The organism is Frankia sp. QA3, from assembly GCF_000262465.1.
In the GTDB taxonomy this organism is placed as follows: Bacteria; Actinomycetota; Actinomycetes; order Frankiales; family Frankiaceae; genus Frankia.
The window spans coordinates 1,007,332-1,031,555 of record NZ_CM001489.1; the positions used below are offsets into that span (position 1 = coordinate 1,007,332).

Annotated in this window: 17 protein-coding genes; 10 read left to right on the top strand and 7 right to left on the bottom strand. The window is 73.0% G+C overall.

What is annotated here, in order from left to right; genetic code table 11:
- Position 1 precedes the first annotated feature (1 nt).
- Complete coding sequence (locus FRAQA3DRAFT_RS03930; protein WP_009737775.1) at positions 2-844, bottom strand: PAC2 family protein; 843 nt, start codon at positions 842-844, stop codon at positions 2-4.
- A 1,319-nt stretch (positions 845-2,163) separates the two neighbouring features.
- On the opposite strand from FRAQA3DRAFT_RS03930, the gene FRAQA3DRAFT_RS03935 reads away from it, so the two are divergent.
- Positions 2,164-2,970, top strand: coding sequence for an HAD family phosphatase (locus FRAQA3DRAFT_RS03935; RefSeq protein WP_009737777.1), 807 nt, complete (start codon positions 2,164-2,166; stop codon positions 2,968-2,970).
- Here the strand turns inward: FRAQA3DRAFT_RS03935 and FRAQA3DRAFT_RS03940 are convergent.
- The 4 genes from FRAQA3DRAFT_RS03940 to FRAQA3DRAFT_RS03955 all read right to left on the bottom strand — a co-directional run bounded on the left by FRAQA3DRAFT_RS03940 (position 2,918) and on the right by FRAQA3DRAFT_RS03955 (position 9,522).
- Entirely contained in the window at positions 2,918-3,313 is a 396-nt protein-coding gene (locus FRAQA3DRAFT_RS03940; protein ID WP_232291906.1) for an endonuclease domain-containing protein, read from the bottom strand. The genes FRAQA3DRAFT_RS03935 and FRAQA3DRAFT_RS03940 overlap by 53 nt on opposite strands.
- 993 nt (positions 3,314-4,306) lie before the next feature.
- A complete protein-coding gene (locus FRAQA3DRAFT_RS03945; RefSeq protein WP_009737778.1) occupies positions 4,307-6,838 on the bottom strand; it encodes an ABC transporter permease in 2,532 nt (843 codons plus the stop codon).
- Positions 6,839-6,842: 4 nt separating this feature from the next.
- Positions 6,843-8,267, bottom strand: coding sequence for an ABC transporter ATP-binding protein (locus tag FRAQA3DRAFT_RS03950; RefSeq protein WP_009737779.1), 1,425 nt, complete (start codon positions 8,265-8,267; stop codon positions 6,843-6,845).
- 280 nt (positions 8,268-8,547) lie between these two features.
- A complete protein-coding gene (locus FRAQA3DRAFT_RS03955; RefSeq protein ID WP_009737780.1) occupies positions 8,548-9,522 on the bottom strand; it encodes a PD-(D/E)XK nuclease family protein in 975 nt (324 codons plus the stop codon).
- Between the two features lie 313 nt (positions 9,523-9,835).
- On the opposite strand from FRAQA3DRAFT_RS03955, the gene FRAQA3DRAFT_RS03960 reads away from it, so the two are divergent.
- Complete coding sequence (locus FRAQA3DRAFT_RS03960; RefSeq protein ID WP_035920546.1) at positions 9,836-11,026, top strand: site-2 protease family protein; 1,191 nt, start codon at positions 9,836-9,838, stop codon at positions 11,024-11,026.
- Positions 11,023-11,976: a tRNA (adenine-N1)-methyltransferase gene (locus FRAQA3DRAFT_RS03965; RefSeq protein WP_009737782.1), complete on the top strand. Its 954-nt coding sequence runs from the start codon at positions 11,023-11,025 to the stop codon at positions 11,974-11,976. The genes FRAQA3DRAFT_RS03960 and FRAQA3DRAFT_RS03965 overlap by 4 nt, the downstream gene beginning before the upstream one ends.
- A 410-nt stretch (positions 11,977-12,386) precedes the next feature.
- On the opposite strand, the gene FRAQA3DRAFT_RS03970 is transcribed toward FRAQA3DRAFT_RS03965, so the two are convergent.
- On the bottom strand, positions 12,387-12,710 hold the full coding sequence (locus FRAQA3DRAFT_RS03970) for a ferredoxin (protein ID WP_009737783.1): 324 nt from the start codon (positions 12,708-12,710) through the stop codon (positions 12,387-12,389).
- A gap of 119 nt (positions 12,711-12,829) precedes the next feature.
- Here FRAQA3DRAFT_RS03970 and arc point away from each other — a divergent pair, with 119 nt between their 5' ends.
- The 5 genes from arc (at position 12,830) to prcA (ending at position 19,422) form a co-directional block, all read left to right on the top strand.
- On the top strand, positions 12,830-14,635 hold the full coding sequence (gene arc / locus FRAQA3DRAFT_RS03975; RefSeq protein WP_009737784.1) for a proteasome ATPase: 1,806 nt from the start codon (positions 12,830-12,832) through the stop codon (positions 14,633-14,635).
- Positions 14,636-15,277: 642 nt separating this feature from the next.
- Positions 15,278-16,795, top strand: coding sequence for a depupylase/deamidase Dop (dop, locus tag FRAQA3DRAFT_RS03980; protein ID WP_369809391.1), 1,518 nt, complete (start codon positions 15,278-15,280; stop codon positions 16,793-16,795).
- A 249-nt stretch (positions 16,796-17,044) separates the two neighbouring features.
- Positions 17,045-17,260: a ubiquitin-like protein Pup gene (locus FRAQA3DRAFT_RS03985; protein ID WP_009737786.1), complete on the top strand. Its 216-nt coding sequence runs from the start codon at positions 17,045-17,047 to the stop codon at positions 17,258-17,260.
- 610 nt (positions 17,261-17,870) lie between these two features.
- Positions 17,871-18,695: a proteasome subunit beta gene (gene prcB, locus FRAQA3DRAFT_RS03995; protein WP_009737787.1), complete on the top strand. Its 825-nt coding sequence runs from the start codon at positions 17,871-17,873 to the stop codon at positions 18,693-18,695.
- 1 nt (position 18,696) lies between these two features.
- Positions 18,697-19,422: a proteasome subunit alpha gene (prcA, locus tag FRAQA3DRAFT_RS04000; RefSeq protein WP_009737788.1), complete on the top strand. Its 726-nt coding sequence runs from the start codon at positions 18,697-18,699 to the stop codon at positions 19,420-19,422.
- 64 nt (positions 19,423-19,486) lie between these two features.
- Here the strand turns inward: prcA and FRAQA3DRAFT_RS04005 are convergent, their stop codons facing one another.
- A complete protein-coding gene (locus tag FRAQA3DRAFT_RS04005; RefSeq protein ID WP_009737789.1) occupies positions 19,487-20,272 on the bottom strand; it encodes a dienelactone hydrolase family protein in 786 nt (261 codons plus the stop codon).
- Between the two features lie 936 nt (positions 20,273-21,208).
- On the opposite strand from FRAQA3DRAFT_RS04005, the gene FRAQA3DRAFT_RS35725 reads away from it, so the two are divergent.
- A complete protein-coding gene (locus tag FRAQA3DRAFT_RS35725) occupies positions 21,209-22,807 on the top strand; it encodes a hypothetical protein (RefSeq protein ID WP_198287020.1) in 1,599 nt (532 codons plus the stop codon).
- Positions 22,808-22,864: 57 nt separating this feature from the next.
- Positions 22,865-24,223, top strand: a complete 1,359-nt coding sequence (gene pafA, locus FRAQA3DRAFT_RS04015) for a Pup--protein ligase (RefSeq protein ID WP_009737791.1) — start codon at positions 22,865-22,867, stop codon at positions 24,221-24,223.
- Position 24,224 lies beyond the last annotated feature (1 nt).

A 24,224-nucleotide genomic window follows, 5' to 3' on the forward strand; every position in this document is an offset into this window, starting at 1 on the left:
ATTACTGCCCGCGGCGTCGCAGGTAGCGTTCGAACTCGCGGGCGATCGCGTCGCCGCTGGCCTCCGGTAGCGCCGTCTCCGGCTCCCGGGACTCCAGCGAGCGGACGTACTCGGCGACCTCGGTGTCCCCCGCGGCGAGCTCGTCGACCTGACGCTCCCACGCCTTCGCCCGCTCCGGCAGATCCCCGAGCGGGATCTCGATGTCGAGCAGGTCCTCCACCCGCCGCAGCAGGGCGAGCGTCGCCTTCGGGCACGGCGGGTTCGCGACGTAGTGCGGCACCGCCGCCCAGAATGACACCGACGCCAGCTCCGCCCGCGCGCACGCCTCACCGAAGACGCCGACGATGCCGGTCGGACCCTCGTAGCGCGACGGCTCCAACCCGAGCCTCGCCGCCGTCGCCGCGTCCCCGGCCGTCCCGCTGATGGGCACCGGACGGGTGTGGGGGGAGTCCGCGAGCAGCGCACCGAGCGAGATCACCATGTCGCTACCGAGGGCGTGCACCGCCTCGATCAGCTCGTCGGTGAAGCCGCGCCAGCGCATGTTCGGCTCCAGCCCGCGGATGAGCACCAGGTCCGTCTCCGACTTCGGCGGCCGCGCCACCGACAGCCGGGTGGTCGGCCAGGTGATCTTCCGGGACGCCCCGTCGGTTCCGCTCACCGTCGGCCGGTTCACCTGGAAGTCGTAGTAGTCGTCCGGGTCGATCGCACCGATCACCCGGGCCTTGAACGCCGTCTCCAGATGCTCCACGGCGGCAGAGGACGCGTCGGCGGCGTCGTTCCAACCCTCGAAGGCGGCTACCACGACCGGCGACCGCAGTTGACCGACGCCGGAGAACTCGATCACCTACCACCTCCTGCCGCCCAGCGGCGGCCCACTGCCCCCGTGACAGTGCAACGGTACGTCCTCACGGAGACGACTCCTGCCCAGAGCCGACATCCGTTACGTCAGCCCTCCTTGCATCCGGTGGGGAACCTGCCCTCGCCCGCGGTGAACCTCCGCGGGACCAGTCTGCCGGTGTTCTCGTGGGAACGCCTTTCCTCGGTCTGGCGATGACGAACAACGCCGGGCGGATCGGACATCCGTTCCGGATCGACGCGGTGGCTGCACCGTACCGGCTCCCGACGAGTACCCGCTGCCGCGGGAAGGCGAACGGTCGCAGCGAGGACTGTCGTCGTTGCGACACCCGCTCACTCCCGTCTCCCGGCTCGTCTCTCAACCCCGGCGTCCGCCGCGGCCCCGCCCGCTCCGGTAGGGGCAGCGCGCGCCCGCCGCGCCCAGCCGCACCGCCACCGTTGACTCCCGCGCCGCCCGTCCTACCACCCCAACGGATGGCCACGCTCACCCGGCCACCCCTGGCCGCGTCCTCGCCAACCCGCGGTCCGACGACACCATTCCCGGCCGGGCGCGCCGCCGAGCGGACGGGCGCAGGCCCGCGGCGATCGGCGCCCGCGGCGGGCTGCCCCGGCGCGGCGGCCGCCCGCACTGAGGCGACCGCTGCCGCGGTGCCCGGCGGATGTCCGATGATCCGCTGTCCGTCCTGTCCCGACGTGTGCCGGAGGCCCTCTGGCGCCATGGTCCCCATGTTGCCGGGCGCCGCCCCCTTCCCGTGCGGCATTCCCGCCGACGAGCGGTGTAACGAGATCCTCAGGTCCCGGTCGCCCGGACGGGCCGCGCCCCGGATCCAGGGCCCCGTGCCCCGAGGCCCGCCCGTGCCCCGAGGCCCCGTATCCCGAGCGCCGTAATCCGAGCCCCTTGTGCCGTGTCTCGAGCCCGTGGGCCGTGTCTCGAGCCCGTGGGCCGTGTCTCGAGCCCGTAGGCCGTGTCTCGAGCCCGTAGGCCGTGTCTCGAGCCCCGTGTGCCGTGTCTCGAGCACCGTAGGCCGGGTCCCGAGTCCCGTCTGCCCCGGCCCGGCTCGCCTTCGGCAAGCCCGGCTTTCCGAGCCCGGTGTGCCGCCCGCCCGCCGATGTGCGGCCGCGATCCGGCAGCATACGGACAGGACCGGTCCGTACCGGGCGGAGCGGGGCCCTCTCCAGGCCGGAGATCCCCCGGGCGCGACCGGCCGGCGTGGGCAATCGGCAGGCGGCGACCCGCGTCCAGGCAAGGCATGTCGTCCCGCGCATCCGGAACCATCCGGGGCGCGCCGATTCGAGCTAGGAGCGAACGTGGGAAGCCTCGCGGCGGTCTTCTTCGACATGGACGGCCTGCTCGTCGACACCGAACCGATCTGGACCGTCGCCGAGCACGAGGCTGCGGCGCGTCTCGGCGGCGAGTTCACGCCGGCGATGAAGCGGGCGATGATCGGCCACGGCATCGACACGGCAGTGCCGATCATGGTGTCGATGCTCGGCCGGCCGCCGGCCGACGTCCCGGCTACGGAGCGTTTCCTGCTGCGACGCTCCGCCGAACTGTTCCGCGAGCCTGGTGTGATCGTCCCGCAGCCCGGCGCCGTCGAGCTGCTCGCCACCCTGCGGGAGCGCGCCGTCCCGGCGGCGCTGGTCTCCTCGTCCTTCCGGGACCTGATGGACCCCGTGCTCGGCGTCATCGGCCGCGACCTCTTCGCGACGACGGTGGCCGGCGACGAGGTGAGCCGGCGCAAGCCGGATCCCGAGCCCTACCTGACCGCCGCCCGCCTGCTCGGCGTGGACCCGCGGCGCTGCGTCGTCCTGGAGGACAGCCCGTCGGGCGCCCGCGCCGGCGTGGCCGCCGGCTGCGCGACCGTCCTGGTCCCCTCCATGCCGGACCTGCTCGCCCCCACCGCCCCCGCGCCGCCCGCCCCCGCGCCGCCCGCCGATGTGGCGCCCTCGGTCATCCCCGCCGGCGCCGCGACCGGTTCCGGCCCGAGCCACCCCGCCGGTCCGGATACCGCCGAGCCCGTGCCCGCCGGCCTCGCCGCGATCGTCGCCAGCCTGCACGACGTCACCCTCGATCTGCTCGACGAGCTGCTGAGCGCCCGGCCGGTGGCGAGCTGACCGCGGCATCTGCCAGTGCCAGCGCGCGTCCCACCAGATCGACGACGCCCGCCGGGCGGCCCAGCACATCGGCCCAGGTGAAACGCAGCAGGGTCCAGCCGACCGAGAGCAGGTCGTTCTGCCGCGCGCGGTCGCGGAACAGCGCGCGCGGCTGGCGGTGGTAGGCGGCGCCGTCCGCCTCCACGGCGACCAGCCGGCTCGGCCAGGCGAGGTCGAGCCGGGCGACTGGACGGCCTCCCAGGGCCCGGTCCTGCTGCGGCAGGTCGTCCGGCGTCCCTTCGAGGAGGCCGACGCCCACGAGCCCCGTCGGCTTGTCCGTCGTCGGGCTCCTGGGACCCCACACCTGCCACTGCAGCTCCTCCGGCGGCAGGCCGGCGTCGAGCAGCAGCAGGCGTAGCCGCGTCTCCAGGGGCGACTCGGCCCGCCCGTCGACGAGCGCGAAACCAGTCCCGACGCGCGACCACTCCCCGTCGGCCGGCTGCCGACCTGAGCACGGCGTCGATGTCCGGCACTCGCCGTTGGTGCAGCGCGGCGTCCAGCAGGCTCACGGCGGTCTCCCGATCGCCGGCCAGGACCAGGTCCGCCAGCGTGCGCTCGGCGGTGGTGACGGGGATGCCGCGCCATAGCTGCCATTCGTCGGGGCGACAGGCGCCCAGATGCCGGATGAGACCGACGATGTCGGCGGCCGCGTGAGCGGATCGGGGGAGCAGAAGGTGGACCGGTTCGCCGGAGGGCGCCGTGACTCGCCGGTCGGCCTGCGCGCGGGTCGTCCTCCCCGCGCCCGAGGATGCGCGCGTCGGGCGGTGCGCCGGCGCGTCCGGTCCCGACGGGCCGCCCCGGTCCTCCTCGCCCACCTGAGCAGGCCGTCCTGTCGGGCAGCGAGCCGACGCACGGAGTGCGGGAGCACGGGAAGGTCCACCCCGCCAGCCTGGCCCGCCCTTCGGCTCCCGGGCAGCGGCACATGGCCATCTGTGGACGAGCCGGAAGCCTGTGGATGAGGACTTTGGAGGCAGGTTTTTCCGTAATCGCCCGTGTACGGAGCCGTGCCGAGGGCTAGGCACGGTTTTTCGCCCGAAAACCGTGCCTAACCCTCGGCATGATTTGGCAGCAATGTGGCCGGGCCGTGCTACGGGGGGTAGACGACGGACTGGGCCGGTTCGACGTGCCGACGTGCCGACGTGGCGACGTGGCGACGTGCCGAGGCGCCGGCGGGCCGGTGGCGTCCGGAGGTCCGCCAGCGCCGCGGCCGCCAGGTCCGTGTCGCGGAGGCTGCGCTGTCGGCCGCTCCCACGAGCGGGGTGCGCTGCCCGGTGGCGCTGGGAGCTTGCCGGGCGGGTCAGGTGGCGGAGATGGCGCGCAGGACGTCCATTCTGGCGGCGCGGCGGGCGGGGAAGACGGCGGCGAGGATGCCGAGCAGGACGCCGACGATGATGACGACGATGATCGTCGGGACCGGGTAGGCGAACGTGCTGATGCCCTGGGAGGCCAGGGCCTTGGTCAGGGCCCAGCCGAAGACGCTGCCGACGGCCACCCCCAGCACGGCGCCGAAGACCGAGATGATCGTCGACTCCATGACGACCATGGCCCGCATCTGCCCGCGGCTCATGCCCACGGCGCGCAGCAGCCCGATCTCCCGGGTTCGTTCGATCACGGACAGGGCGAGCGTGTTCACGATGCCGAACAGCGCGATGATCACCGCCAGGGCCAGCAGGACGTAGATGAAGCCGAGCAGCTGGTCGATCTGCTTCTCCTGCTGGGCGACGAACTCCGACTGGTCGCGCACCTCCACCGTGGCGTACGGCTTGACCACCTTGTCGATCTCGGCGCGCACGGCCGCGGGGTCGGCCCCGTCGGCGCGTTTGACCAGCACGAACAGGTCGAGGTCGTCGGTGGAGTGCCGGGCGAGCTGGCCGGTCGAGATGATCCACGAGCCGGCCACCTGGCTCTTCTTGTACGTCCCGACGAGGGTGAGGTCCTGGGCGCCGTCGGGGAAGGTGACGGGGATCTTCTGGCCGACGGTGAGGTGGCGGTCGGCGGCGGTGGTGTCCTCCACGAGGATCGTGCCGTCGCCGAGGGCATGGATGTCCCCGGACACCTTCTTGAGCGCCAGCACCTTGGGCAGGCCGGCCGGATCCCCGGCGAGCACCTGGGCGTCGCGTCCGGCGACCTTCACCAGGCCGCCGCGCAGCCCGGTCGCGACCTCGATGCCGGGCTTGCCGGCCAGGTCGCGTGCCACCTGGCCGCTGAAGCCCTGGCCGAAGCCCTGGGCGGTCAGGAAGAAGTCGGCGCCGAGACTGTCCTGCACGGTCGTCCGCACCGACTCCTTGATCGACTGCCCGAGGATCGAGAAGGCGCTGACCAGGGCCAGTCCGATCATGAGGGCGGAGGCGGTCGAGGCGGTGCGCCGCGGGTTGCGCATCGCGTTCTCCCGGCCGAGCCGGCCCGTGGTGCCGAACAGCGAGACGAACGGCGCGCCGAGCACCCGGATGATCGGGCCGGACAGCAGGGGCGACAGGGTGGCGATACCGAGGAAGATCCCCGCGGCGCCGCCCCCGACGGCGGTGGCTCCCGACTTGCCCGCCGACGCGGTCCCGAGGACGAGCAGCAGCACCCCGAGCGCCGTGAGGGCGGTCCCGGCGACGGCCCGGGTGCGCAGCGAGCGCGTCGGCAGCACGTAGGTCTCCCGCATCGCCGCGATCGGCGGCACGGACGCCGCCTTGCGCGCCGGCACGAAGGCCGCGGCCGAGGTGATCAGGACCCCCACGGCGTAGGCCACGATGATCGTGCGCGCCTCGAACACCAGCGAGCCGCTGGGCAGGTCGACGCCGAACGCCCCGACCGCGGCCCGCAGCAGCACGGCGAGCCCCGCGCCGAACAGCAGTCCCACGCTCGCCCCGGCGAAGCCGACCAGAGCCGCCTCGACCTGCAGCGACACCTGCACCTGACGTCGGCTCGCGCCGATCGCCCGCAGCAGCGCCAGCTCCCGCACCCGCTGCGCCACCAGCATCGTGAACGTGTTGAAGATGATGAACGCTCCGACGAACACCGAGATCGCCGCGAAGATCAGCAGGAAGGTCGAGAAGCCGCTGATCGCCTGCTGCACGGCGCTGGCGTTCTCCTCCGACAGCTGCGCGCCGGTGATCGCCTCCACGCCGGCGGGGAGCACGGCGGCGACCCGCGTGCGCAGCTCCTGCTGGCCGAGGCCGGGGGCGGCCGCCAGGTGGACGGAGCTGAACTGGCCGGGGGCCAGCAGCACCCGCTGGGCGGTCGCGGTGTCGAAGGCGGTCACCGCGGCGCCGCCGAGGCTGTCCTGCCCGGCCACGCGGAACGTGCCGACCAGCGTGTAGGTCGCGGGCGCCCCCTTGGTCTGCACGGAGATCCGCGTCCCGAGGGCGAGGTGCAGATCCTGCGCGGTCGCCCGATCCACCACGATCTCCCCGGGGCCCGGAGCGCGGCCCTCGGCGAGCTGCTCGGACGCGGTCGGCTGGCCGCCCGTCCAGTTGGTGCCGAGCCCCGGAGCCCCGCCCTCCTTCGCAGGCTTGCCGGTGCGCGGGTTGATGAGCACCGCCTGGCCGTCGACCGACCCGACGGCCGCCCGCACCCCGTCGACCCTGGCGACGGTGTCGAGGACCGACGCGGGCAGCGGCGGTCGGCCGGAGTCGCTCGTCGGGTCGATCTGGTTGACCGCCCGGACCGCGACGCTGACGTTCTTGTTGATGTCGGCGAACAGGGTGTCGAACGTCCGGTTGAGCGTGTCCGTCAGGACCAGGGTCCCGGTGACGAAACTCACGCCGACGACGACCGCCAGCATGGACAGGGCCAGCCGGATCTTGCGGGCCAGCAGGCTCTTGAGAGTGGCGCGCAGCATCGGCTCAGGCCCAGCCCGCCGACCCCGGCTCGTCCGCCCGGTAGCCGCCCGGGGCGCCGTAGCCGCCGGCGTCGTCGGAATCGCGCGGGCCGGTGGGACGCGGCACCGGCCGGTGCCGCCTCGGGGCGCCCGCCGGGCCGCCGTAGCGGCCGCCGCCCGGCCCGCCCTCGTCCAGCGGTCCGGTCTCGTCCAGCTGCGCGGTCTCATGGCCGGTGACCGGGTCGAACTCCCCGGTGAACGGTTCGGCGTAGCGGCCGTCATAGGGCGCCGGCCGCGCCGGCCGGCCGTCGTTGCCGTAGCGCTGACCTGGGTAGTCGTAGTCGCCGTACTGGTCGTCGCCGTCCGGGTAGCCCCGCGGACCGGTCGGGTAGCCGTCGTGGCGGCCGCGGTCTGCCTGACGCTCGCGGTGGTCCCGGTCGTCGCGGTGGTCCCGGTCGCCGCGATGGTCCCGGTCGTCTCGGTGGTCCCGGTCGTCTCGGTGGTCCCGGTCGTCTCGGTGGTCCCGGTCGTCGTAGCCGTCCTGTTCTCGGGCCGCGTCGGCGTCGTCCGGGAGCAGCCCGCGCTGGGCGGCGTCGAGGTGCTTCATCCGGTCGAGCACCTCGTCCGCGGTCGGCTGTTCGATCGCGTCGACGAGCCGGCCGTCCGCGAGGAAGATCACCTCGTCCGAATAGGAGGCGGCCGTGGCGTCGTGCGTCACCATGACGATCGTCTGCCCGAGCTCGGTGACCGAGTCCCGCAGGAACGACAGCACCTCGGCGCCCGAGCGGGAGTCCAGGTTGCCGGTCGGCTCGTCGGCGAAAATGATCTCGGGTCGGGTGACGAGGGCGCGGGCACAGGCGACCCGCTGCTGCTGGCCGCCGGACAGCTCGCTCGGCCGGTGCCCCAGCCGGGGGGCCAGACCGACCGCGTCGACGACGGTGCGCATCCACGCCTGGTCCGGGGAGCGGCCCGCGATGCTCAGCGGCAGCGTGATGTTCTCCGCCGCGGTCAGCGTCGGCAGCAGGTTGAACTGTTGGAAGATGAAACCGATCCGGTCCCGGCGCAGTCGGGTGAGCTCCTTGTCCGACAGCCGCGACAGGTCGACGTCGCCGATGAACACCCGCCCGCGGGTCACCGTGTCCAGGCCGGCCAGGCAGTGCATGAGCGTGGACTTGCCCGAACCCGACGGTCCCATGATCGCCGTGAAGCGACCGCGGGGGAAGTCCAGGTCGATCCCGCGCAGCGCCGTGACGGTGGTGTCCCCGGAGCCGTAGACCTTCGTCAGCCGGTCGGCCCGCGCCGCCGGGACCGCGCCGCCGGTCGCGGCGGGCTGATCGCGGCGGTCGTCCCCGCGCTCGGCGGCCCGCGCCACCCGCTGCGGGCGCCCGGGCGGAGCGCCCCTGCCCGCGTCCCGCCTCCCGCCTGGGGATGATTCGGTCCGTCGGGCCATCGTGACGTCCTCTCCTCGCGCGCTCGGCGCGTCTGCCGATGCCCCTGCCCGCCGCTGGGGGATAGGGCCGTCCCATCGTCCTATGTACGTGTATCGGCGCGCGGACTGCCGCTCTCGGCAGGGTGCGGCCACCGGCCGGTTGGCCCGGATCACCCCGATTGCGCCGTCGGAGTCCCCAACGACCGAGGGATGATCCGCATCTCGGGACCGATCCAGAAACCCCGGACACATCCCTCGTCCCACCGTCGTCCCCTGCGGGCCCGCCATCCCCTGCGGGAGCTCAGCCGTCCGCCTCGCAGACAGCCGGCGCCGTGTCGTCGAGGGGGACCGCGGGCGCCTGCCGGGGCAGCGGCGGCGGCGTGCCGCCGAACGCCGGGCACAGCGCCTGGTGGTGGCACCATGAGCACAGGCGGCTCGGGGTGGCCCGCCAGTCCCCGGTGCGGTGCGCCCGGTCGATCGCCGCCCACAGCGCCTCGATCCGCCGCTCGGTGGCCCGCAGGTCCGCCTCGTCCGGGGCGGCCCGCAGCCACGTGCGGTCGCCGAGGTAGTACAGGCGCAGCTCCCGGGGGATCACGCCGCGGATCCGCCACAGCAGCAGGGCGTAGAACCTCATCTGGAACATCGCCGAACCCTCGAACGCCGGGCCCGGGGAGCGGCCGGTCTTGTAGTCGACCACCCGCAGGGCCAGGCCCTGCGGGGTCGTCGCCTCGTCGAGCCGGTCCACGTAGCCGCGCAGTCGCAGCCCGGAGTCGAGCACATGCTCGACGTAGAGCTCGCGGGCCGACGGGGCGAGCCGGGCCGGATCCTCCAGCGCGAAGTACCCGGCGAGCAGCTCGCGCGCCGAATCCAGCCACGCGGCCAGCGCGGCCGGGTCGTCGAAGAGCGCCTCGACCGCCGGCTCCCGTTCGCGCAGCGCCTGCCAGGCCGGCTCGACCAGCGTGCGCGCCGCCTCGAGGGTCCGCCCGGCCGGGGGCAGGTCGAACAGGTTCTCCAGCACCGCGTGCACGACGGTCCCGCGGCTGGCCGCCTCGCTCGGCGGCTCGGGCAGCCGGTCGACGACCCGGAAGCGGTAGCGCAGCGGGCAGTTGACGAAGTCCGCCGCCCGCGACGGGGACAACGACCCGATCAGCGGCCGGTCGGCGCCCCGCGGCCCGCAGGGCGCAGGCCCGGCCGACGCGTCGACGGCCGCCGGCGCGGTGGGCGGCGCCGGGGACCCGCTGGATGCCGCGGAACCGGGCGGCGGCGTCGTGGTCATGAACCGACCCTAGAACCCGCCACCGACACTCCCGCGGGTCGGCCCCGGCCGGCGGCGGTCGACCCCCGCTGGTCCCGGCCGATGGCGGCCGACGCCCGTGGCGGTCCGGCGCGTGGGGTCCGGCGGGTGGCGGTCCGGCCGGTGGCGGCGTCGCCGGCGTGGCCCCGGTCGCCGGCGTGGCCCCGGTCGCTGGCGTCCGGGCGGGCACCGGCGCGCCCTGGCCGCCCTGGCCGGAGGCCCCCGGCCCCCCGCTGGTCACCGGCGCGGACAGGGCCGGCAGACGCGGCCGGATCTGGTCCGTAGCATCGGTTCCATGACGGATCAGCGCGGTGGCGCCGGCTCGGATGCCCATGGCGGCACGGGTGGTGCGTCGCGGCATCCGGGTGAACGCCCGTCGGGAGTGATGATCGGGCGCATCCGAGGTGTCCCGATCATGGTGTCGCCGCTCGCGCTGATCTTCGCTCTGCTGGTGGCCTACCTGCTCTCCGGCTCCATCCGGGACCGGCTGCCGACCGCGTCGGACGGCCAGGTCCTCGCGATAGCCACGGTGATCTCCGTCGGTTTCCTGGTCTCCCTGCTCGTCCACGAGATCGGCCACTGCCTGACCGCGCTCGCCTTCGGTCACACCGTCCGCTCGGTGACGCTGCACGGGTTCGCCGGGTTCACCGAGTTCGAGCCCGAGCCCCGCAGCCCCGGCCGCGAGTTCCTCATCGCCTTCGTCGGTCCGGCGGCGAACGGTCTGCTCGCCGGGCTGTGCTACCTCGGCCTGCTCGGCATCGGTGACGACACCCACGTCGGGGTGGTGCTGCGGGATCTCGGGATCATCAACCTGGCGCTGTTCGTGTTCAACCTGGCCCCCGGTGTGCCGTTGGACGGCGGGAGGGTGGTCATCGCCGCCGTGTGGGCGGTGACCGGAGACAAGCTGCGCGGGCTGCGGGCCGGCGCCTACGGCGGCTTCGTGGTGGCCGCGGGCATGGTCGTGTGGGGTACGACGATTTCCGGCGACAGCTTCGGCCTGTTCTACACGTATGCTCTGGCGGCGTTCCTGGCGTTCGCGGCATACCAGTCGCTGCGGGCGGCTCAGCTGCGCGGGCGGCTGCCAGGGCTGTCCGCCGGCCGGCTGGTGCGCCGGACGCTGCCCGTCGAGGGCGCCGTGCCGCTGGCGGAGGCGCTGCGGCGGGCCCAGGAGGTCGGCGCCACCGCCGTCGCGGTGATCGACCGTGACGGTAACCCCATCAAGATCATGAATGGCTCGGCGGTCGACGCGCTGCCCGAGCATCGGAGGCCGTGGATGTCCGTGGACGAGGTGAGCCGGGCGATCGCGCCCGGGATGGTGCTCGAGGCCGATCTGGAAGGCGAGGACCTGCTCGCCGCCGTGCAGCGCGTGCCCGCCTCGGAGTACCTGGTGCTGCAGCACGGCCGGCCGGTGGGCGTGCTCGCCATGGTCGACCTGGTCGCCCGCCTCGACCCGGCCGCCGCCGCGCGCATGGTGGCGCAGCGGTGACCGCTCCCGACCTTCGCCCCAGCCCCACCGGCGCGGCCCATCGGCGAGGACCGTTCACCAAGGGCGACCGGGTGCAGCTCACCGATCCCAAGGGGCGTAAGCACACCGTCGTCCTGGAACCGGGCAAGCAGTTCCACACCCACCGCGGCGCCGTCGAGCACGACGCGCTGCTCGGCCAGCCCGAGGGCATCGTCGTCACCAGCACCGGCGGCACCGACTACCTTGCGCTGCGCCCCCTGCTCGTCGACTTCGTGCTGTCCATGCCCCGCGGGGCGACCGTCGTCTACCCCAAGGACGCGGCCCAGATCGTCACCTACGCGGACATCTTCCCCGGGGCCCGGGTGCTCGAGGCCGGCGTCGGTTCGGGCGCGCTGTCCTGCTCCCTGCTGCGCACCATCGGCGATGCGGGGCGGCTGGTCTCCTACGAGCGGCGGGAGGACTTCGCCGCCATCGCCCAGCGCAACATCGAGACGTTCTTCGGCGGTCCGCATCCGGCGCACACGGTGATCGTCGGCGACCTGGCCGAGACGACCGAGCGGGACATCGACCGGGTCGTCCTCGACATGCTCGCGCCCTGGGACGTCGTGGACGCCGTCAGCGCGGCGCTCGTGCCCGGTGGGGTGGTCTGCGCCTACGTCGCCACCACGACGCAGCTGTCCCGCATCGTGGAGACCCTGCGGGCGCACGGCACGTTCGCCGAGCCCGCCGCCTGGGAGACGATGATGCGGGACTGGCATGTCGAGGGCCTTGCGGTCCGCCCCGGCCACCGCATGGTCGGCCACACGGGCTTCCTCGTCACCGCGCGCCGCCTCGCCGACGGGGTCACCCCCCCGGTCCGCCGCCGGCGGCCAGCGAAGGGCGCCCTCGGCGAGCCGGTCGCCGTGGCCCCTCCCGGTGCGCAGCCCTCGGCCGACGGGACCGCGGAGGACGGGATCAACTCCGCCGACTAGGCAACCCAGGCCCTGGATCAGGCCGGGGCCGGCGGGTGTGGGGCCCGCACGGGGGGCTGCGGGCGAGGGCTGACTCCGCCCCTGGCCCGAGTGGCCTCGCGGCGAGTGATTCCTGAGCGAGCAGTCGCCGCGGGCGCTGATCGGGTGACTCGGGAGACGGGGTTGCCCCGGGCTCGGGGCGAGCCACCGATCATCGGATATTCGTGTGTTTCGGTGACTAGCCGCGCACGGAGTCACGCCGAGGCCTGGATACGGTTTTCGGCCCGACAACCGTGCCGAAGCCTCGGCGCGATCTGGCCGCGATCTGGCCGGGAATCACGCTGGCATGCCGGCAGGGTCCGACGAGCCCTGGCCGGGGTCACGAGGACGGTGCGGAACCGCTCGTCCGGTGGCCGGATCGCCCCGCGACGTCAGCTCAGGGGGCCGCCGGCCTCCAGGGTGCCGTCCGGGCGCTCGACGTAGATGCACGTCCCCGGACACTCGTCGGCCGCGTCGACGACCGCGTCCACGACGGGGAGGGGGATTGGCACGTACGCTCCTGCGGCTGTCTGGAGCTCGCCGACCTCATCCTTGACGTAGGCCAGCCCGTCGACGTCGAACTCGAAGACGCTCGGGGCGAGCTGGACGCACAGACCGTCGCCGGTGCAGGCGTTCTGGTCGACCCGCACGCGCAGGCCTGCCGAAACGCCCGGCTTCGCTGGAGTTGCCACAGGGCTCCGATCTTCTGTCACCATGGCACCGTAACCCGCTGTTTACGGCAAAGCTTGGCCGTCCTTGCGCGACCGGCCTGCCAGCGGCGGTCACAACGGTAGTGTGGGTGCGTCCCGGTCAGCACGGGGGAGGTGGAGGCGCAGTGTCCGGTCCCCGTTCGGGCTCTGGCTCCGGTGGGAGCACGGGTCGTCCAGGTGATGCCGAATCACGGCGGTCGGCGTACGAGAAGGAAGCACACGAGCTCACGACGCAGGTCGCCTTCCTGGAAGAGGAAGTGGCCATGCTGCGGCGTAGGTTGTCCGAATCGCCCAGGCAGGTCAGGGTGCTGGAGGAACGCCTCGCGGAGGTTCAGGCCGAGCTGTCGTCCGCCACGGGACAGAACGACAGACTCGTCGCCACCCTCCGGGAGGCGCGCGACCAGATCGTCACCCTGAAGGAGGAGGTCGACAGACTCGCGCAGCCGCCCAGCGGCTACGGGATCTTCGTCTCCCGGTATGACGACGGCACCGTCGACGTGTTCACTCAGGGCAGAAAGCTCCGGGTGACCGTGTCGCCGAGTGTCGACGTCGGATCGCTCCTGCCTGGCCAGGAGGTCATGCTCAACGAGGCCCTCAACGTCGTCGAGGCGCGCTCGTTCGAGCGGCAGGGCGAGATCGTCCTGCTCAAGGAAGTCCTCGAAAGCGGTGACCGAGCACTGGTGGTCGGTCATACCGACGAGGAGCGGGTGGTCATGCTGGCCCAGCCGCTGCTCGACGGTCCGATCCGCGCAGGGGACTCGTTGTTGATCGAGCCCCGCTCCGGCTACGCCTTCGAGCGGGTCCCGAAGTCCGAGGTCGAGGAGCTCGTGCTCGAAGAGGTCCCCGACATCGGGTACGAGCAGATCGGCGGGCTGAAGAGCCAGATCGAGTCGATCCGCGACTCGGTGGAGTTGCCGTTCCTGCACAAGGATCTCTACCGGGAGCATCAGCTCAAGCCGCCGAAGGGTGTGCTGCTCTACGGCCCGCCCGGCTGTGGCAAGACGCTGATCGCGAAGGCGGTCGCCAACTCGTTGGCCAAGAAGGTTGAGGCGATCACCGGCCAGGGCAACGGCCGGGCGTTCTTCCTCAATATCAAGGGCCCCGAGCTGCTCAACAAGTTCGTCGGCGAGACCGAGCGGCAGATCCGGCTGGTGTTCCAGCGGGCGCGCGAGAAGGCATCCGAGGGGATGCCGGTGATCGTGTTCTTCGATGAGATGGACTCGATCTTCCGGACCCGCGGCTCGGGTGTGTCCTCGGACGTGGAGAACACGATCGTTCCGCAGCTGCTCAGCGAGATCGACGGCGTCGAGCAGCTCGAGAACGTCATCGTGATCGGCGCGTCCAACCGCGAGGACATGATCGACCCGGCGATCCTGCGGCCGGGCCGGCTCGACGTGAAGATCAAGGTGGAGCGCCCCGACGCCGAGGCGGCTCGCGACATCTTCGCGAAGTACGTCCTGCCCAGCCTGCCGCTCTACCCGGAGGACCTCGCCGAGTTCGAGGGCAACCGAGATGCCACGGTCGCCGCGATGATCCAGCGCGTTGTCGAGCGGATGTACGCGGAGAGCGAGGAGAACCGCTTCCTCGAGGTGACCTACGCCAACGGCGACAAGGAGGTCCTGTACTTCAAGGACTTCAACTCGGGCGCGATGATCGAGAACATCGTTGCCCGCGCCAAGAAGATGTCGGTCAAGGCGCACATCGAGGGCGGTCTCAAGGGTCTGCGCATGCAGTACCTGCTCGCTGCCTGCTTGGACGAGTTCAAGGAGAACGAGGACCTGCCGAACACGACCAACCCGGACGACTGGGCCCGGATCTCCGGCAAGAAGGGCGAGCGGATCGTCTACATCCGTACGCTCGTCACCGGGACGAAGGGCACCGAGGCCGGCCGCTCCATCGACACCATCGCGAACACCGGCCAGTACCTGTAACGGCCGGCGGACCACGCCGCGCGGTTCCACCGCGGTCACACTGACGGTGTGACCGCGGTGGGCGGCACGTCCTGCACTCCGGCGCCCGGGACCCCAAGCGGTCCCGGGCGCCGCGGCATGCGCGGGACGCCGCGGCCACCCACCTGTGAGGTCGCGGCCACCCACCTGTGAGGTACAGCCCCCCACACGGCAGGAGGCCGCCTGCCGTGTGGCGCTGCCCTCGCCGGGCTGCGGTCCGCCCCTGAGACTGCGGTCCGCCCCTGAGGCGGTGGCTCGCTTCTGAGGCTGTGGCCGTGTCGCTGAGGCTGTGGCCCTGTCGGTGAGGCTGTGGCGTGTCGCTGAGGCTGTGGCCCTGTCGGTGAGGCCGCGCGGCCTCGTTCGTGCGGCTGCGGCCCACTGAGGAGGGCCGTCGCCGAGGTGCGCCGCCACCTGCATGGGGTGCCACCCGCGGGCCGGTTGCGGCGCGATTCGGCCCGGCCCAGGGTGCCCCCGATCGGGGGATCCCCGGGCCCCGGGCGGGTCCGGGTCGGATGTTCGCGGCGCGGATCTGTGTAGCCCGGGAGGGGACCGCCCGCATCGCCCAGAACAAACAAGCCGGACGTCCGGCTAACCGACCGCCCGCGCAGCACCTACGCTTGCAGAGTGAGCGCGCGCCGGATCATGGGAATCGAGACCGAGTACGGAGTGTCGGTGCCCGGTCAGCCGAACACCAATCAGATGTTGGCCTCGTCGTTGGTGGTGAACTCCTATGCCAACCGAACGTCGGCCTCGGGCAGTCGCGCCCGGTGGGACTTCGAAGAGGAATCGCCGCTGCGGGACGCGAGAGGCTTCGAGCTGCCCCGGGAGCCCGCGGTCGATCCCAGCGCGCCTGCCAACGAGGACGACCTGGGCCTCGCCAACGTCATCCTGACCAACGGGGCGCGGCTCTATGTCGATCACGCGCATCCGGAGTTCTCCTCGCCCGAGGTCACCAACCCGCGTGACGTCGTGCTGTGGGACAAGGCCGGTGAAAGGGTGATGGCGGAGGCGGCGCGGCGCGCCCTGACGGTGCCGGGCTCGAAGCCCGTGAACCTGTACAAGAACAACACCGACAACAAGGGCGTCTCCTACGGCTGCCACGAGAACTACCTCATGGCCCGGTCGACCCCGTTCGGGGAGATCGTCCGCAACCTCACCCCGTTTTTCGTCTCCCGCCAGGTCGTCTGCGGTGCCGGCCGGGTCGGCCTCGGTGTAGACAGCCGCGCGGCCGGCTTCCAGATCAGCCAGCGGGCCGACTTCTTCGAGGTCGAGGTGGGCTTGGAGACGACGCTGAAGCGGCCGATCATCAACACCCGCGACGAGCCGCACGCCGACCCGGAAAAGTACCGCCGGCTGCACGTCATCATCGGCGACGCGAACATGAGCGAGGTCGCCACCTACCTGAAGGTGGGGACGACGTCGCTGGTCCTCGCCATGATCGAGGATGGCTGGTTCAGCGTCGACCTGTCCGTGGACGGCCCGGTGGCGGCGCTGCGGGCGATCTCGCACGACCCCTCGCTCAAGCACCTGGTGACGCTGCGCGACGGGCGGAAGATGACCGGCGTCCAGCTGCAGATGGAGTACTTCGAGCAGGCCCGCAAGTACGTGGAGAACCGGTTCGGTTCGGACGTCGACCCGCAGACCGCCGACATCCTCTCCCGCTGGGAGTCGGTCCTCGGCCGCCTCGAGGTGGACCCGATGAGCTGCGCCCGGGAACTCGACTGGGTCGCCAAGCTGTCGATCCTGGAGGGGTACCGCTCGCGTGACAGCCTGGACTGGGATTCGCCCCGCCTGGAGCTCGTCGACCTGCAGTACCACGACGTGCGGCCGGACAAGGGTCTGTACAACCGCCTGGTCGCCCGGGGCCGGTTCGATCTGGTCGTCAGCGAGGACGAGGTGACTCGGGCGATGACCGAGCCGCCGGAGGACACTCGGGCGTTCTTCCGTGGCCGCTGCCTCGCCCGCTACCCGCAGCAGGTCGCCGCGGCGTCCTGGGACTCGGTCATCTTCGACATCGGCCGGGACTCGCTGCAGCGGGTGCCGACGCTGGAGCCGCTGCGGGGGACCAAGGCACACGTGGGCGAGCTGCTGGACCGCTGCGCCACCGCCACGGACCTGGTCGACGCGTTGGCCGGCCGCTGAGCCGACCGGCGCGGCCGGTTCCCGCCGCCCTCGGCCAGCGGCCCGCGCCGGGCCGACCGCGCCGGGCCGACCGCGCCGGGCCGACCGCGCCGGGCCGGTGATTGCTGCCTGCTGACCTGCGCGCGTTGCGCCCTGGGCGGACGTCGCGACGAGACGGTCAGTTCGTGATGGAGTGGACCTCTCACCGATCCGGCTGATGGTGTCGGTGGGGCGGGATAGTGTCGCGCCAGGCGATCGAAGGAGGGCTTCATGGCCACCAGGGACAGCGGCGGGCAGCAGCACACCAACCGGCGTGCGGACGAGGCCGACGAGGTCACGACCGAGGACAACGACGCCTCCGACCTCAAGGAGCGGCACGAGAAGCTGTCCGAGGACGTCGACTCGCTCCTCGACGAGATCGACGACGTCCTCGAGGAGAACGCCGAGGAGTTTGTGAAGGGCTACGTCCAGAAGGGCGGCGAGTGACCGCGGGGCGCTGGCCCCGGCGCCGGCAGGGCTGAGGCCCTCGCCGCGCAGACGGTCTGCCCCGGGCGCCGGGCGCGCCCGGGGCACCGAACGCCCGGGGCACCGAAGGTGCCTCCCGATCGTGGCGGTCGCTCCAGGTCGCCTGACCGCCGCCGGCCGGGTCGCCACCCGCCTCCCGCGCGCCGCCCGCCGGCACCGCCGGTGGGTGAGGCCGGGTCGCAGGTGATCCGCCGCACTGGGGAACCGTGTTTTCGCTCACCGTTGTGCCGCGCCGAGGCGGTCCGCGGGGTGCGGATCGTTGCTGGTCGCGTCGGCGGCGTCCCGAGCGTGCCCGGACAACCGTGATCCGCTGTGCGGCGGGCCGCCGGGTGCGGCCAGGCGCTGCCGCCGGATCGGCCGGGCGCCGGCGGACGTCCCGCGGGTGCTCCGCGGGGCCGATGCGAGGTCGGTGCGCCGCGGGCTGATCGCTGTCGATCACCCGGCCGGTCGCCCTGGCGGACCGCACCGGGAGGCGATGGCCCTATGTTGTGCTCATGCGCACGTCGCCCGCGGTTCCCGGAGACGACCGGGAGGCCGGGGCCCGTGTGACCGTCTATCGGAAGGGGGATGCGTGGCTGATCCATTGGGTGGCGCCGGGCGCCTACCGGCTGTGTTCATGACACCGGGAACCTCGTCGTTCACCGATTTCCTGTCGCAGTCGGCGCCGCACCTGCTGCCTGGGGCCCAGGGTGGCCTGCCGGGCCCTGTCACCGAGGTGGCGCACGGCACGACGATCGTGGCGGTGACCTTTCCCGGTGGTGTGATCATGGCCGGTGACCGGCGGGCGACGCAGGGGCACATGATCGCCCAGCGGGACGTCGAGAAGGTGCACCACGCCGACGACTTCTCCTGCGTGGGCTACGCCGGCACGGCCGGGGTCGGCGCCGAGCTGATCCGGCTGTTCCAGGTGGAGCTGGAGCACTACGAGAAGATCGAGGGCGCGACCCTGAGCCTGGACGCCAAGGCCAACCGGCTGGCGGCCATGGTCAAGGGCAACCTTCCGATGGCCCTGCAGGGTCTCGCCGTCGTTCCCCTGTTCGCCGGCTACGACCCGGACCTGGACAAGGGCCGGATCTTCTCCTACGACATCGCCGCGGCTAAGTCCGAGGAGCGGACGTACGAGTCCATCGGCTCCGGCTCGGTGTTCGCGAAGGGCTCGCTGAAGAAGCTCTTCCGCGCCGACCAGTCCCAGGCCGACGCGGTCCGCATCGCGCTGGAGGCCCTCTACGACGCCGCCGACGACGACTCGGCCACCGGCGGCCCGGACTCGATCCGCAAGCTGTACCCGATCGTCGCGTCGGTCACGTCCGACGGGTACCGGCGCTACGGCGACGATGAGGTAGAACCCGTGGTGACCGCCATCATCGCGGACCGTTCCACGAGCGCGGGAGGCTGACGTGACCATGCCGTTCGGATACGCGAGCCCCGAACAGCAGGTCCGCGACAAGTCCGAGTACGCGCGCAAGGGCATCGCGCGCGGGCGCAGCGTCGTCGTCATCACCTACGCGGACGGGATCCTGTTCGTCGCCGAGAACCCCTCGGCGACCCTGCACAAGATCAGCGAGATCTACGACCGCATCGCGTTCGCCGCCGTGGGCAAGTACAACGAGTTCGAGAACCTGCGCACGGCGGGCATCCGCCTGATGGACTCCCGCGGCTACATGTACGACCGGCGCGACGTGACCAGCCGCGCCCTGGCCAACGCCTACGCGCAGACCCTCGGCGCGATCTTCACCGAGAGCGTGAAGCCCTACGAGGTCGAGATCGTGGTGGCCGAGGTCGGTCGGACCAGCGGCGATGACAAGATCTACAAGCTGACGTTCGACGGATCGATCGCCGACGAACGGGGCTTCGTCGCGATCGGCGGGGCCTCCGACCAGGTCACGACCTCGCTGAAGGAGCACCACCGGGACGGCCAGCCCCTCGCCGACGCCCTGCGGGTCGCCGTGCGGGCGCTGACCGTCAGCGTGCCGCCGGGCCTGCCGCAGAACGGCGAGCGGGTGCTCACCGAGGCCAACCTGGAGGTCGGGATGCTCGACCGCACCCGCTCCAGGCGGCAGTTCAAGCGGATCGCCGGCACCGCCCTCGCCGAGCTGCTCGCCCAGACCGCCACGTCCTCCTGACCGACCGCGTCGGTCGGTCCGGTCGGGGCCCATGGGGCGACCGCCGGACCGGCCGGGTGGCCGCTCAGCGCGGGCGGACGTGCTCGTCGAGGAAGGCGAGCGCCCGGGACCAGGCGTCCGCCGCGGCGACCGGGCGGTACACCGCCTCCCGGTCGTCGCTGTGGAAGGCGTGTCCCGCGCCCGGGTAGCTGACGAGCTCCGTCGGCACGCCGCTGCGGGCCGCCGCGGCCCGCAGCGCGGCGATCTCGTCCGTGCTGATCAGGTCGTCCTGTTCGCCGTACAGACCGAGCCACGGGCCGCGCAGCGCCGGGGCCGCCTCCACCAGCGGCGCCACCCCCGGCCAGTACGGCGTGCTCACCCCGCCGCCGTAGAACGACACCGCCGCGGCCAGCGGGTGGCGGGTGGCGGTGTGCAGCGCGACGGTACCGCCCATGCAGAACCCGACGATCGCGCTCTGCCCGGCGTCGAAGCCGGAGTCGGCGAGATGGGCCAGGGCGGCATCCACATCCGCGTCGATGCCCGTCCCGGTCAGACCCTCCATCGCCGGGATCGCCCCCGGCCAGCCGCCGGCCGGGTCGACCTCGTCCCGCCCGTCGCGGTGATACAGGTGCGGGGCCACGGTCAGCCAGCCGGCCCCGGCCAGCCGGTCGCACACGGACACCAGGTACGGGGTGATGCCACGGGCGTCCTGCACGACGACCACGCCACCCCGGGGCGGATCGTCCGCCGCGGGGGCGATGATCGTCAGTGGCACCGAGCCCCGCCGGGCGACCTCCGCCCGCAGGTGGCTCTTCAGGGTGCCGGTCTGGCTGGCTCGGCTGGACGTCGTGTCGTTCGTTCCGGTTGTCATGGCGGCCATCCTTCCCCGTCGCCGCGCCCGTGACCGCCCGACTGGCATCAGACAGGCCACCGTCGCGGCAGATGTCGGCGCGCAACAACCGCGACGACCGGCGCGGATCCCCCCACCCAGGCGCCCACGCGCTCCCGTCCGCAGGCTGCCGGACGGCGCCGGGAACCGCCGGGTGATGGCGGATCCGCCCTCACCCGCAGGCTGCCGGACGGCGCCGGGAACCGCCGGGTGATGGCGGATCCGCCGCGAAACGCCGTGCCGCGACACGCCGTCGGACAGGCCGCGACACCGCGAAGGCGTCACGCTACTCCCCGTAGCGTCTCGGCGGGCTCCGCCGGACGGAGGGGAGGATGCGGTGAGCAGACCGCTGCCGAACAGGACGGTGAGTGCGCGTGCGACGGCGGACTCGCGGGGTACGGCGGGCGCGGCGCGGGCCGGCGCGACCGGGGGAGCGGCCCCGTGGTGACGGGCGGGCGCAACCGGGAGGGCGACCACGGTCCCCTGCCCGGGCAACGTCACCAGCCCGGCCCGCCGGTGGACGGCGACCCCGGTCCGAACGCCGAGCCGGAGGGCCACCGCGGCCCTGACGGCCACCGCGGGCCGGACGGCCACCGCGGTGCGGACGGGGTCGGTCCCGCCGCCGGGCGGCACGCCCATCCCGGTTACCCGCCGCACGATCACGGTCCGGGCGTTCCCGGCTCGCCGGACCAACGACCGGCGTACCGCCACCGCCATGCCGCCGACGGCAGCGTGCTCCCGACCCCGGACGGCAGCGTCCCCACCGATGGCAACCTGCAGGGCGAGCCCCCGGCCGGTGTCGGTCCCGGTGTCGCTGGTTCGGTCGGTGCCCCTGGTTCGGTCGGTGCCCCTGGCCCGGTTGGTGTCCCTGATTCGGGGGAGGCAGTCGCCGGCGCGGACGATGCGCCCGATGATCTCGTGGCGGGCGTCCATCGCGGCGCGGCGGCGGCCGCCGGTAGGCACTCCGACAGCGCGGCCGGGCGCGGCGTCACGGAGCCGGGCGGGACCGGCCTCGTCGCGCCGCATGGCGCCGGTGCGGGGAAAGGCGGGTTCGCCGCCGTGGAGTCGGGTGCGACCGGGCCGATCCCCGCGGGACGGGGCGCCGTGGGGTCGGGGGGCCCTGGGCCCCGGGCCACGGCGGAGCACGTCCCGGGTCGCGACCCGCTCGGGCTGCGCGGGGTGCGCCGGGCCGGTGCCATCACCGTCGGGATGGCCGTGCTGCTGGGGCTGCTGGTCTGGCTCTACGGGACGTCGGTGACCAGCCTGCGGCCACGGGATCTGCCGATCCTCACCGTCGGGCCGGCGCCCGCGGCGACCGCGCTCGCCGACCAGATCAGCCGGGTCGAGCCCGGCGCCCTCACGGTGCGCACCGTGCCGACGGTCGCCGCCGCAGACCGGGCGCTGCGCGATCGGGACGCCTACGCGGCGATCGTCATCGGGGACGACGGGCTGACGCTGCGGGTCGCCTCCGCCGCCAGTCCCGCGGTGACCGAGGCGATCACCCGCGGCATCCGGGTGTTCATGCCCGGCCTGGAGATCCCCGTCGTCGACGTGGTCGCGAACGCGTCCCGAGACCAGGCCGGCGGGGGCCTGGCCGCCGGTTACCTGCCGCTCGTGCTCGTCATCGCGGCCGCCGGCGTGCTGCTGACCCGGCTGATCCGCTCGCGGGCGGTCCGGCTGGCCGGGATCGCGGCGCTTGCGGTGCTCTGCGGCTTCGCCGGGACGGTGGCACTGCAGGGCGCACTGGACGTCCTGCCGGGCTCCTTCCTGGCGACGATGGCGGTGCTGACCCTGCTGGCCCTGGCGGTCGCCGGGCCGGTCGTCGGCGTCGGCGCGGTGGCGGGGACGCCGGGTCTGGTCGGCATCGTCCTGGTGACGGTCGTGGGCGCCGCGCTGTCGGCGGCGGAGTCCGCGCCGGAGATGCTGCCCCGGCCGTGGGGGGACATCGGCCAGTTCGCCCCGCCCGGGGCGGGGGTGACCCTGTTGCGCTCCACCAACTACTTCGACGGCGCGGCCGGTGGCCGCCCGGTGGTCGTGCTGGCTGTCTGGCTGATAGTCGGCCTCTGGCTGGCCTTCGTGGGCGAGCGCGGCGCCGCCCCGGCGCTGTACCCGGGTAACCGCGGGGCCCCCCGGCCGGGCCAGGCTCCGCAACGGCATATGGCCGGCGCGACCGCGGCAGGTTCGGGCACGGGCGCGGCGAACCCGGGGCTGGGCGCGGCGGTGCCCGCGCGGGCCGGCGCGACCGCGGCGGACGAGGCGTGGGCGCCCCTTGGACCGGCTGGCCCCGCTCTGCCCGGGGCGGCGGCGGACTCACCGCCGGCGGCGCGCGCCGGGAGCAGGCCCGGCGGGCCACCGGCGGCGGTCGCGGCGCCCCTGCCGACGTGGCGTTCGCCGCTGGAACGCACCGTGCCGATCGAGCCGTCGGGCGGCGTCCGGCTGGTGCCCCCGACCCGTCCGGGCGGCCCGCCGCCAGGCCATGCGGGGGGTGCTGCGGCGGGCGGATCGCAATCCCGGTGACCTCGAGCCCGAGCGTCTGGCCACGCCAGGGTGCCATCCGAGCATAGGGTCACAGACGTGGATCGCCGCATCTTCGGACTGGAGAACGAGTACGGCGTCACCTGCGTGTTCCGGGGGCAGCGGCGGCTGTCCCCGGACGAGGTGGCGCGGTACCTGTTCCGTCGTGTCGTGTCATGGGGACGCAGCAGCAACGTGTTCCTCAAAAACGGCGCCCGCCTCTACCTCGACGTCGGGAGCCATCCGGAGTACGCCACCCCGGAATGCGACTCCGTCCCCGATCTCGTCACCCACGACAAGGCCGGCGAGCGGATCCTGGAGGGTCTGCTCGTCGAGGCCGAACGGCGGCTGCGGGAGGAGGGCATCGCCGGCGACATCCATCTGTTCAAGAACAACACCGACTCCGCCGGCAACAGCTACGGCTGCCACGAGAACTACCTCGTCGGCCGGCACGGCGAGTTCTCCAAGCTCGCCGACGTGCTGGTGCCGTTCCTGGTCAGCCGGCAGATCCTCTGCGGGGCCGGCAAGGTGCTCCAGACCCCGCGCGGGGCGGTCTACTGCATCTCCCAGCGCGCCGAGCACATCTGGGAGTCGGTGTCGTCGGCGACCACCCGGTCCCGCCCGATCATCAACACCCGGGACGAGCCGCACGCGGACGCCGAGCGCTTCCGCCGCCTGCACGTCATCGTCGGCGACTCGAACATGAGCGAGACGACGATGCTGCTCAAGCTCGGCTCCACCGACCTGGTGCTGCGCATGATCGAGGCCGGCGTCATGCTACGCGACATGACGCTGGAGAACCCGATCCGGGCGATCCGCGAGGTCAGCCACGACATGACCTGCCAGCGCAAGATCAAGCTGGCGAACGGTCGCGAGGTCAGCGCGCTGGACATCCAGCGGGAGTACCACTCGAAGGCCGTCGAGTTCGTCGAGCGCCGCGGCGGCGACGAGGTCGCCAAGCGGGTGCTCGACCTGTGGGGCCGCACGCTGCTCGCGATCGAGACCGACGACCTCGAACTCGTCGCCCGGGAGATCGACTGGGTGACGAAGTACGTGCTCATCGAGCGGTTCCGGCACAAGCACGGGCTGTCGCTGGCCTCGCCGCGGGTCGCCGAGCTCGACCTGAAGTACCACGACATCCACCGCGATCGCGGGCTGTACTACCGCATGGAGCGGGCCGGCCTCGTCGAGCGGGTGACCCGCGACCTCGACGTGTTCGAGGCCAAGTCGCGCCCGCCGCAGACCACCCGCGCCCGGCTGCGCGGCGAGTTCATCAAGCGGGCCCAGGAGAAGCGGCGCGACTTCACGGTCGACTGGGTCCACCTCAAGCTCAACGATCAGGCCCAGCGTACGGTCCTGTGCAAGGACCCGTTCCGCTCCGTCGACGACCGGGTCGACAAGCTTATCGCCAGCATGTGAG